At 34.8% G+C, this 11,129-nt stretch carries 9 protein-coding genes; 8 read left to right on the forward strand and 1 reads right to left on the reverse strand.

Translation table 11 applies throughout. The annotated features are described in order from the left end of the window. The 4 genes from AC13CQ_RS09365 to AC13CQ_RS09380 all read left to right on the forward strand — a co-directional run. The coding region (locus tag AC13CQ_RS09365; RefSeq protein WP_482882870.1) for a transposase at positions 1 to 368 on the forward strand (368 nt) is incomplete at its 5' end. Between the two features lie 8 nt (positions 369 to 376). Beyond that, positions 377 to 1,213, forward strand: a complete 837-nt coding sequence (locus tag AC13CQ_RS09370; RefSeq protein WP_482882871.1) for an IS3 family transposase — start codon at positions 377 to 379, stop codon at positions 1,211 to 1,213. Between the two features lie 233 nt (positions 1,214 to 1,446). After that, positions 1,447 to 3,066 carry an amidohydrolase gene (locus AC13CQ_RS09375; RefSeq protein ID WP_008612495.1) on the forward strand — a complete coding sequence of 540 codons (1,620 nt, stop codon included), beginning with the start codon at positions 1,447 to 1,449 and terminating at the stop codon, positions 3,064 to 3,066. Between the two features lie 34 nt (positions 3,067 to 3,100). Further along, positions 3,101 to 3,709, forward strand: coding sequence for a hypothetical protein (locus AC13CQ_RS09380; protein ID WP_456865564.1), 609 nt, complete (start codon positions 3,101 to 3,103; stop codon positions 3,707 to 3,709). A 277-nt stretch (positions 3,710 to 3,986) separates the two neighbouring features. On the opposite strand, the gene AC13CQ_RS09385 is transcribed toward AC13CQ_RS09380, so the two are convergent. Continuing rightward, positions 3,987 to 4,532 (reverse strand): DUF2911 domain-containing protein, encoded by a 546-nt coding sequence (locus AC13CQ_RS09385; RefSeq protein WP_456865566.1) that lies wholly within the window; start codon positions 4,530 to 4,532, stop codon positions 3,987 to 3,989. A gap of 253 nt (positions 4,533 to 4,785) precedes the next feature. Here AC13CQ_RS09385 and asnB point away from each other — a divergent pair, with 253 nt between their 5' ends. The 4 genes from asnB (at position 4,786) to mdh (ending at position 11,027) form a co-directional block, all read left to right on the forward strand. Further along, on the forward strand, positions 4,786 to 6,456 hold the full coding sequence (gene asnB / locus AC13CQ_RS09390; RefSeq protein WP_456865569.1) for an asparagine synthase B: 1,671 nt from the start codon (positions 4,786 to 4,788) through the stop codon (positions 6,454 to 6,456). Positions 6,457 to 6,823: 367 nt separating this feature from the next. Beyond that, positions 6,824 to 8,764, forward strand: a complete 1,941-nt coding sequence (gene gyrB, locus AC13CQ_RS09395) for a DNA topoisomerase (ATP-hydrolyzing) subunit B (protein ID WP_008612499.1) — start codon at positions 6,824 to 6,826, stop codon at positions 8,762 to 8,764. 213 nt (positions 8,765 to 8,977) lie between these two features. Continuing rightward, positions 8,978 to 10,000: a DUF6588 family protein gene (locus AC13CQ_RS09400; RefSeq protein WP_337901176.1), complete on the forward strand. Its 1,023-nt coding sequence runs from the start codon at positions 8,978 to 8,980 to the stop codon at positions 9,998 to 10,000. A gap of 100 nt (positions 10,001 to 10,100) precedes the next feature. Then, positions 10,101 to 11,027 (forward strand): malate dehydrogenase, encoded by a 927-nt coding sequence (mdh, locus tag AC13CQ_RS09405; RefSeq protein WP_008612501.1) that lies wholly within the window; start codon positions 10,101 to 10,103, stop codon positions 11,025 to 11,027. Positions 11,028 to 11,129: the final 102 nt, after the last annotated feature.

Genomic DNA, 11,129 nt, shown 5'->3' on the forward strand with positions numbered 1-11,129 from the left:
CCCGTAAGTTTTCTGAAGCGTATAAAAAATCTATTGTTGCAGATTTTGAAAGTGGTAAATTTAGCGTGTCCCAATTGGAGCGATTGCATAAGATCAGTAATCGTTCAATCTATCGTTGGATTTATAAATATTCCCCTTCAAATGAGCAAGGTCAACGTATTGTAGAGATGAAAGATAGCAGCACACAAAAATTAAAAGTATTAGAGCAAAAGATCAAAGAACTTGAACGTACCGTTGGTCAAAAACAAATACAGATTGATTACCTTGAAAAGATGATTGATATTGCCAAGGACGAATTAAATATCGATATCAAAAAAAACTCCAACACCCCACCATCGAGTGGTTCCGAAACAACCAAAAGAAAATAGCATTCTCTATGAACCAGTTGTACAAAAGCATTGGCATTAGTAAACAAGCCGTTTATCAATACGCTAAACGCCAAGCTTCTTTTAATCAAAAGATAGCTGATTTGCTTATGGAAGCAGACCAGTTAAGAGAAGACCATCCCGGTTGTGGGGTTGAGAAAATGTATCATACCCTAAGACCTGATTTTATAGGAAGAGACCGCTTTGTAGAAACTTTTATGGAATTGGGGTATCGTTTAAAACGTAAGAAAAACTATAGAAGAACAACCTATTCAGCATCTGTGTATTACCCTAACCTAATCAAAGGAATGCAAGTAAAGGCTCCTTCTGTAATTTGGCAATCCGATATTACCTATATCCGTGTTGGAGAAGCCTTTTATTATGCAGTTTTCATCATCGATGTTTATACCAAAAAAATAGTGGGGTATCAAGTCTCAGACCACATGAGAGCTCAGGCAAATATTAAAGCACTTCAAATGGCTTTAAAAAGTAATAAAGTTCCTGTAATACACCACTCTGACAGAGGTAGTCAATACACATACAAAGAATATATAAATCTTTTAGAAAGTAAAGGATGTAAAATAAGTATGGCTAAAACAGCTCAGGAAAATGCCTATGCAGAGCGAATAAACAGAACCATAAAGAACGATTATATTGAATACTGGAAGCCTAAAAGTTTTGAGAGCTTAAAGCGAATGATAAAAAAAGCAGTCAATCACTATAATACCATAAGACCGCATGATAATATTGGAAAAATAAGTCCAATAGCGTTTGAAAAACAGTTTTTGATGAAAAGTACTTTTCATCAAAAAACAATTACTATTTTTAACAATGAAATTAATATTTAAAAACGGTCAACTCTATTCAGGGAAGTTCAGTAAAAAAGTAGGAAGTAAAAAAGTTAATGAGTTAAAAGAGAAGAATATAGAATATAGAGAAAAGAATATAGATTTTTCTTGACTCTTGATTCTTGATTCCTGACTCTTGATTCCTGACTTCTGTCTTCCGACTTCAAACTTTAAATACTATGTTTATGAAATCGGTGTATATTTGAAATTCAATAAACTTAATCAATCTAAATATGAGAAATATCTTCTTTGTAGGAATTATTTTAATGCTTGTTTCGTGCGGTCAAAAGGAAAAAGTAGCTTTAGTAGTTATCAATGCAAATGTATATACGGTAGATAGTTTAATGTCGAATGTAGAAGCTTTTGCAGTAAAAGACGAAAAGTTTGTTGCGGTAGGAACATCCGATGAGATAACAAAAAAATATACTTCAGAAAAAATAATAGACTTAAAAGGAAAACCTGTTTATCCAGGATTTATAGATGCACATTGCCATTTTTATGGATTAGGACTTCAAGAGCAAAATGTAGATTTAGTAGGAACCCAAAGTTATGAAGAGGTTATTCAGCGGGTGGTCGATTTTCAGAAAAAAAGAAATACCGATTTTATAGTAGGTAGAGGTTGGGATCAGAATGATTGGGAGGAAAAGGAGTTTCCTACAAAAGAAGCTTTAGATTCTTTGTATCCTAACACGCCTGTGGTTTTATCTAGAATTGATGGACATGCTTATTTAGTGAATCAAAAAGCCTTGGATTTGGCAGGAATTACTCCAGAAACAAAAGTTGACGGGGGAGAAATAGTTCTTCAAGATGGAGAGCTTACAGGAGTTCTAGTTGATAATCCAATGGGATTAATAGATGCGGTTTTTCCTGAAACAACACCTGAAGTTGCAACAAAAGCTTTAGAAGATGCTCAGAAAATTTGCTTTGATTACGGACTCACAACTGTAAATGATGCTGGTTTAAGTAAAGAAACTATTTTATTGATAGATAGTTTGCAAAAAGCAGGAGTACTAGATATGCGCATTTATGCAATGGTTAGTAATACTCCAGAAAACTTAGATTACTTCCTTGATCGTGGGGTTTTAAAAACAGATAAATTAGATGTACGTTCGGTAAAAGCGTATGCAGATGGAGCTTTAGGATCGCGCGGTGCAGCTTTAAAAGCGCCATATTCCGATAAACATAATCATTTTGGAGCGATGGTAACGCCTGTAGATCAGATTTATAGTTTGGCAGAAAGGTTGGCAGAAACCGATTATCAATTAAATACACATGCTATTGGAGATTCTGCAAATGTGGTGGTGCTTCGTGCTTATGAAAAAGCGTTACAAGGTAAAAAAGATAAACGTTGGAAGGTTGAACATGCTCAAATTGTAGCTGTTAACGATTTTGATTATTTCTCCAATAATATTATTCCTTCTGTTCAGCCAACACATGCAACTAGCGATATGTATTGGGCAGAAGATAGAGTAGGGGCGCAACGTATTAAAGGTGCTTATGCTTATAAAACCTTATTGGAAAAGGCTGGAGTTATAGCCTTGGGTACAGATTTTCCTGTAGAGCATGTAAGTCCTTTTTTAACTTTTTATGCAGCGGTAGCTAGAAAAGATATTAAAGGTTATCCAGAAAATGGTTTTCAAACAAAAGATGCTTTAAGTAGAGAAGAAACTTTAAGGGGAATGACTATTTGGGCAGCCTATTCTAATTTTGAGGAAAATGAAAAGGGAAGTATTGAAGCTGGAAAGTGGGCAGATTTTATAGTATTGGATAAAGATATAATGAGGGTGCCAGAGAGTGAAATTCCAAACTTAAAAGTGGAGGCTACTTATGTTGGTGGGAAGCAAGTAAAATAAAATAGTATATTTACTGCACTTATAGAATGTGTGCATGTGTAGAAAACTAATTGTTTTAGTTGTTATTGCTTCTTTTTTATCCTGTCATCATGCTAGATATATAACTAGCACTGGGGCAAATGGGGCTCTTGATTTTACGGAGGGAAGATGGGTTTTGAATGACGCTACTTGCGTGAATTGTGATGGGGTTAGATTAGAAAATAAATTAATGGAATTTTTAAAAGAATGTATTAAAGATTCTATTGTTAATCTGCATCAAGAGCGGCAACACAAGCTTATAATGTCTAAAATTTCTTTTGAGCCTTCCAAAACTGAATTAAGGGAAATAAGTAAAGGAACAGATGCGTCTTATCTAATAACGCTAGAAGGGAAAATTGTGAAAAACGAATTTGGAGGGATGGGGTACCAACGAGATGAACCCTATGTTGATGATGAAAATATTGCTGAGGTTTCTATTGCTTTTTACGATTTAAAAACTCAAACACAAATACATTATATAAATACTAGAGGAGCTGTTTCTGTATCAAAAGATGAAGATGACGATGATGGAGATTTTGTTTTTGCGCCTTCTGCTTATAATATATTGTCAAAAGCAATAAGAAAGGATATAAAAAAGATTAAGAAAAATTGTAAGTGCAAATAACGCTCAATTTAGAGATGAGGGAGTTAAAATAATAAAGGAGATTATCTTAAAAATAACGAAACCTAAAATACAATTTCTTTTAGTTGTTGGATTGTCGTTCTGAGTCCGTTGAAGGATTGTTAAGTTTTCGCCACGAATTCACAAATATATAATTCCATTTTCCTTTCAATGGCATGCCAGTAGGACAAGGCAGGAATAATAAATGTATTTGTGAATTCGTAGCAAAAAACTTTTCATTAGTATGCTAGAAATATTAGCATTTATATATGAAGTGGGTTTATTTCTGAACAGTAATAGGTACTTCTACCCGAACTTTATCCCATCCCATAATCATTTTTGCACCGTTTTCCATTGGAGCAAACATGATAGAGAATGCTTCAAGAGATTCTTTTTCACTTGATGCTGGAACATTAATACGAGCAACATCATTAGCTTCATTATAAGAATAAGCTCCCCAAACATCGGTGTCTGTACTTAAAATAATTGTCCATTGATCCTTTCCAGGAATAGAGAACAAACTGTAAGTTCCAGCTTTGATAGGTTTTCCACCTAAAGTAACATCGTTAAAAAACTTAATTTCTGTAGCTTCGTTTGCTCCAGTTCTCCAAACATCTCCATAAGCAGCAAGATCAATACCTACAACACGACCTTTTAATTGAGGTCTTCCGTAAATAACTTTAATTAATGGAGCAGCATTTTTCTCTGGTCTAAAGTAGGCTATATCAGCAGGACTCTTATCTAGACCGCTAAATTTTTGAGCCTCTACTTGTGTTGTGAATGATAATAAAGCTATGAAAATCATAGCAACAATGGTTCTTTTCATTATGGATTATTTAATTGTTATTAGCTACAAAGTTATTTATAAACTTCTTTAGTTGTAGTAGTAATAAAACTTTAGAACTTACAAATCTTTAAAAAAAAGCAGTTATTTTTTTGATAAGAGTTTATTTCTATTATATTATTTCTATTTTTAGTTTATATATGTAAGCTATAATACACTTTTTGTTTTTAATATAAAACTAAGATTGCATATTTGCCTTATAAATAATCAGAAATAAAAAATTAAATATATAGTTATGTGTGGAATTGTTTGTGCATTTGATTTAAAAGAAAAGGCAGAAGATTTAAGGCCTCAGTTGTTAGAGATGTCTAAAAGAGTGCGACATAGAGGTCCAGATTGGAGTGGTATTTATAGTGATGATAAGGCTATTTTAACACATGAGCGTTTAGCTATTGTTGATCCAGCTTCTGGGAAACAACCTTTATTAAGTGAGGATGGCAAATTAGTTCTAGCTGCCAACGGAGAAATCTATAACCACAGAGAGCTCCGTAAGCAATTTGAAGGAAAGTATAGCTTTAAAACGGAATCCGACTGTGAAGTTATCTTAGCATTATATAAAGAAAAAGGAGTTGACTTTATAGATGAAATGAACGGGATTTTTGGTTTTGCTATTTATGATGCTGAAAAGGATGAGTATTTTGTAGCGCGAGATCATATGGGAATTATTCCGCTTTACATTGGATGGGATATTAACGGAACCTTTTATGTAGCATCAGAATTAAAAGCTTTAGAAGGAGTGTGTAGTAAAATTCAGTTATTTCCTCCAGGACACTATATGCACAGTTCGGATGGTGAGTTTAAAAAATGGTATGTTAGAGACTGGACAGAATATGATGCTGTAAAAGATAACGAAACCAGTATTCAGAAAGTAAAAGATGCTTTAGAAGCTGCTGTACATCGTCAGTTAATGTCGGATGTGCCTTATGGAGTATTGCTTTCAGGAGGTTTAGACTCTTCAGTAACTTCAGCAATAGCTAAAAAATATGCAGAAAAAAGAATTGAATCTGATGATACTTCAGAAGCATGGTGGCCACGTTTACACTCTTTTTCAGTAGGACTAGAAGGATCGCCAGATTTAGCAGCAGCACAAAAGGTAGCCGATCATATTGGAACTGTACACCACGAAATTAAATTTACAATTCAAGAAGGATTAGATGCTATAAAAGATGTAATCTATAACTTAGAAACTTATGATATTACCACCATTAGAGCTTCCACGCCTATGTACTTAATGGCTAGAGTAATTAAATCTATGGGGATAAAAATGGTTTTATCTGGAGAGGGAGCCGATGAGTTGTTTGGAGGGTATTTATATTTCCACAAAGCGCCAAATGCAAAAGAATTCCATGAAGAAACAGTTCGAAAATTAAGTAAACTTCATATGTACGATTGTTTAAGAGCAAACAAGTCGTTAGCAGCATGGGGAATTGAAGGGCGTGTTCCATTTTTGGATAAAGAATTTATGGATGTAGCCATGAGTATCAACCCTCAGGATAAAATGATTAACGGGGAGCGTATGGAGAAATGGGTGGTTCGTAAGGCTTTTGAAGATTATTTACCAGAAAGTGTTGCATGGAGACAAAAAGAGCAATTTTCTGACGGAGTAGGGTATAGTTGGATTGATACTTTAAAAGAAATGGTAAACGCAGAAGTAAGCGATGAGCAATTGGCAAATGCTAAATTCCGTTTCCCAATACAAACGCCAACTTCTAAAGAAGAATTTTATTACCGTTCTATTTTTGCAGAACACTTCCCATCGGATGCAGCAGCGCTTTGCGTGCCACAAGAAGCTTCGGTAGCATGTAGTACACAAATAGCTTTAGAATGGGATGAGGCGTTTAAAAACATGAACGATCCTTCTGGTAGGGCAGTTGCAAAAGTACATACAGATGCTTATCAAAAGTAATTTTTAAGCAGAAAATCTAGTTATTTTGATTTATAAAAGCTACAAAATCTCGCATTTGCGGGATTTTGTAGCTTTTGCTGATTTTTACAAATGTTAAAATTGTTTAGAATTAATTTTAAGGCTGTTTTAAGGCTATTTAAGAGCGTTTTAAAGTAATCAACAATTGTTGATAATTTTAGGTGGTTTGACTTCAAAAGCTTTAAAATAAGGCGATATTTTCGTATATTTGTAAGTATTCAAAAGGATGCACTCAGTGCATTTTTTTATGTTTAATTGGTTCAAAAATAGATAATCATAAAGACTCATTTGAAACAAGCTTCTTTGTTTGTTTTTTAGAGTTTTCAATTAATTTAGAAAGGATAAATTTATGAGCGAAGAAGTTAAAAAGCATGATTATTCGGCGGATAGTATTCAGGCGCTGGAAGGAATGGAGCACGTGCGTATGCGTCCATCCATGTATATTGGAGATGTAGGTGTACGTGGGTTGCATCACTTGGTTTATGAGGTGGTAGATAACTCTATTGATGAGGCTTTAGCTGGTCATTGTGATACAATTCGTGTTGTAATAAACGAAGATAATTCGGTTACTGTTGAGGATAATGGTCGTGGTATTCCTGTAGACCTTCATAAAAAAGAAGGGGTTTCTGCATTAGAGGTTGTAATGACTAAAATTGGTGCCGGAGGTAAATTTGATAAAGATTCTTATAAAGTTTCTGGGGGACTTCACGGAGTTGGGGTTTCATGTGTAAATGCACTTTCAGAAAGCTTAAAAGCAACAGTGTATCGTAATGGTACTATTTGGGAGCAAGAATATGAGCGTGGTAAATCTTTATATCCTGTAAAATCTGTTGGAGAAACAGATCTAAGAGGTACGCTGGTTACTTTTAAGCCAGACCCAACTATTTTTCAGCAAACGCTAGAATATAGTTATGATACGTTGGCGAGTCGTATGCGTGAATTGGCTTTCTTGAATAAAGGAATTACCATTACACTTACAGATAAGCGTCATAAAGATGAAAAAGGAGAGTTTGTTTTTGAGAAATTTCATTCAGAAGAAGGACTTAAAGAATTTATAAAATTCTTAGATGGAAATCGTGAGTCTTTAATTAAGGACGTTATTTCTATGGAAGGGGAGAAAAATGATATCCCTGTTGAGGTGGCAATGGTCTATAATACTTCTTTTACTGAAAATTTACACTCTTATGTAAATAATATTAATACACATGAAGGAGGGACGCATTTATCTGGTTTTAGACGTGGTTTAACAACAACGCTTAAAAAATATGCAGATGCTTCTGGATTATTAGATAAATTAAAGTTTGAAATTGCTGGGGATGATTTCCGTGAAGGATTAACAGCAATTGTTTCTGTAAAAGTGGCAGAACCACAGTTTGAAGGACAAACTAAAACAAAATTAGGGAATAGAGAGGTTACTTCTGCAGTATCTCAAGCTGTTTCTGAAATGCTAGAAAATTACTTGGAGGAAAATCCAGACGATGCTAAAACCATAGTTCAAAAAGTAATTTTAGCAGCGCAGGCTAGACATGCAGCTCGTAAGGCTCGTGAGATGGTGCAGCGTAAAACAGTAATGAGCGGAGGTGGACTTCCAGGGAAACTATCCGATTGTTCTGAGCAAGACCCAGAAAAATGTGAAGTATTTCTTGTAGAGGGAGATTCGGCAGGTGGAACGGCTAAGCAAGGACGTGATCGTAATTTCCAAGCAATCCTTCCACTGCGTGGTAAAATCTTGAACGTAGAGAAAGCAATGCAACACAAGGTTTTTGAAAATGAAGAGATTAGAAATATTTTTACTGCATTAGGAGTAACTATTGGAACAGAAGAAGATAGTAAAGCTTTAAATCTTTCCAAATTACGTTATCATAAAGTGGTAATTATGTGTGATGCCGACGTCGATGGTTCTCACATTGCTACACTAATTCTTACTTTCTTTTTTAGATATATGCGTGAGTTGGTAGAAAATGGTTATATCTATATTGCTACTCCGCCTTTGTATTTAATTAAGAAAGGTAACAAGAAAGAATATGCTTGGAATGATAAAGAGCGAGATAGATTAGCTGAAGAATTTGGAGGAAGTGTAAACGTACAACGTTACAAAGGTCTTGGAGAGATGAATGCAGAACAATTGTGGGATACTACTATGAATCCAGATTTTAGAACGCTACGTCAAGTAACCATAGATAGTGGTAGCGAGGCCGATAGAATTTTCTCTATGTTAATGGGAGATGAGGTGCCGCCTCGTAGAGAGTTTATCGAGAAAAACGCAGTATATGCAAATATTGATGCTTAAATCCCTTCCTGAGGGTTTTATTTTCCGAGAGCCTGTCCTGAGGTTACCGAAGCGGCTCTACGTTGAAATAGATTAAATTATTTTTCTTTACAATACCTCGTAGGTTTGCCTTGAGGTAGTTAATTAATATAACATATTTTATGTTGAAAAACTCATGGGAAACCATGAGTTTTTTTATTTTGCAGCCAGTTTAAAATCATATAATCAACTTAAATGAAAAAAATATTTTTACTTTTTATCGTTTTACTTTCTACCTCTTTTTTAAGAGCGCAAGATAGTTTTGATGCGCTTTTAGCCGCTGGAGTAAACGATGCGCAACAATTTACTAACGATTACCTTGCTCCCGGAACCGATGCGTTGATGTATGGAATTAACAATGGCTGGTATAATACGGCCAAAGTAAAGCCTTTATTAGGGTTTGAGATTTCTGTAATGGCAAATGCTGGAATTATTAGCGATAGTAAGAAATCTTTTTTAATGAATACTGCCGACTATGACAATGTTTCCTTTGTAAATGGTGAACAGAGTCAAAATGTGGGCACGGTTTTAGGAGAAAATGATCCTTCTGTTTTAGTTGAAGTTACGTATGAAGATCCTATTTTTGGAAATCAAACAGTAGCATTAGAATTACCAAACGGATTGGCGGCAGAGAACATTAGTTTTCTGCCTACTGCTTTTTTGCAAGGAAGTATAGGACTTTCTTTTGGGACTGAGTTTAAAGCTAGATTTGTACCTAAAATAAATGCCGATGATACGGAAATTGGAATGTATGGTTTTGGGTTGCAACACGATTTTACCCATTGGTTGCCAGCAGATAAATTGCTACCAGTTGCTATTTCGGGGATGGTGGCTTATACTCATTTAGATGGGAAATACGACTTTACAGATACTTCAGGGATTGATGGTGAAAACCAACGCTTGGAAAATAGTACCAATACTTGGTTGTTTCAACTTATAGGTTCTACTCGATTGCCAGTTATTAACTTTTATGGAGGTTTAGGGTATTTAAGTGGGAAATCGGAATCCGATGTTTTGGGAACTTATATTGTAACTAATGATGCCTTGGGGATTTCTTCAGAAGCAATTGTAGATCCATATTCGGTTTCTAGTAGCGTTTCTGGGGTAAGAGCAACCTTAGGTACTAGATTAAAGTTAGGATTTTTTCGTATAAATGCCGATTATACCTTCGCAGAATACGATAGTTTTTCTCTAGGGTTGAATTTTGGCATCCGATAGTATTTTTATAACATATTTAATAATTTTCAAAGCTACTGATTGTGTTAAAATTAGTAGCTTTGTGTTTTATAAATATTCATTTAAATAAAATAACATATATATGAAAGTTACAGTTGTAGGAGCAGGAGCAGTAGGTGCTAGCTGCGCAGAGTACATCGCTATTAAAGATTTTGCATCTGAAGTAGTAATATTGGATATTAAAGAAGGTTTTGCTGAAGGGAAAGCAATGGATTTAATGCAGACAGCTTCTTTAAATGGTTTTGATACTAAAATTACAGGAACTACAGGAGATTATTCTAAAACAGCAGATTCTGATATTGCAGTAATTACAAGTGGAATTCCTCGTAAACCAGGGATGACTCGTGAGGAACTTATTGGAATAAATGCTGGAATTGTAAAAGATGTTTCTAGTAATTTAATAAAGCACTCTCCAAATGTAACTATTATTGTGGTTAGTAATCCAATGGATACAATGACATATTTAGTACATAAAACAACTGGACTTCCTAAAAATAGAATTATTGGAATGGGAGGAGCTCTAGATAGTGCTCGTTTTAAATACCGCTTGGCAGAAGCTTTAGAAGCGCCTATTTCTGATGTTGACGGAATGGTAATTGGTGGACATAGCGATACTGGAATGCTTCCATTAACACGTTTGGCAACTAGAAACAGTGTTCCTGTAACAGAATTTTTGTCAGAAGATCGTTTAGAGCAAGTAAAAGAAGATACTAAAGTAGGAGGAGCTACCTTAACTAAATTATTAGGAACTAGTGCTTGGTATGCGCCAGGAGCTGCTGTATCTGGATTAGTGCAGGCTATTGCTTGCGACCAGAAAAAAATGTTTCCATGCTCAACTTTATTAGATGGAGAATACGGACTTTCAGATATTTGTATCGGAGCGCCTGTAATTCTTGGTAAAGATGGAATTGAAAAGATTGTAGAGATCGAACTGTCTGATGCTGAGAAAGCTAAGCTGCAAGAAAGTGCTGAAGGAGTTAGAAAAACAAACGGACTTTTAGAGTTGTAAAAAGCAATTCTCTACATAAGAATATTAAAAATCCCGCAAAATTATATTTTGTGGGATTTTTTGTGTTTAAAACTTCAAAAAAATAATTGTCAGTTCATAACG

Source organism: Galbibacter sp. L-19 (assembly GCF_056857615.1).

Bases quoted from the DNA above. Each gene is read 5' to 3' on its own strand.
- AC13CQ_RS09400 (WP_337901176.1), top strand. From the start codon at position 8,978: ATGAAAAAAATATTTTTACTTTTTATCGTTTTACTTTCTACCTCTTTT.
- gyrB (WP_008612499.1), top strand. From the start codon at position 6,824: ATGAGCGAAGAAGTTAAAAAGCATGATTATTCGGCGGATAGTATTCAG.
- AC13CQ_RS09370 (WP_482882871.1), top strand. From the start codon at position 377: ATGAACCAGTTGTACAAAAGCATTGGCATTAGTAAACAAGCCGTTTAT.
- AC13CQ_RS09380 (WP_456865564.1), top strand. From the start codon at position 3,101: ATGTGTAGAAAACTAATTGTTTTAGTTGTTATTGCTTCTTTTTTATCC.
- AC13CQ_RS09385 (WP_456865566.1), bottom strand. From the start codon at position 4,532: ATGAAAAGAACCATTGTTGCTATGATTTTCATAGCTTTATTATCATTC.
- mdh (WP_008612501.1), top strand. From the start codon at position 10,101: ATGAAAGTTACAGTTGTAGGAGCAGGAGCAGTAGGTGCTAGCTGCGCA.
- asnB (WP_456865569.1), top strand. From the start codon at position 4,786: ATGTGTGGAATTGTTTGTGCATTTGATTTAAAAGAAAAGGCAGAAGAT.
- AC13CQ_RS09375 (WP_008612495.1), top strand. From the start codon at position 1,447: ATGAGAAATATCTTCTTTGTAGGAATTATTTTAATGCTTGTTTCGTGC.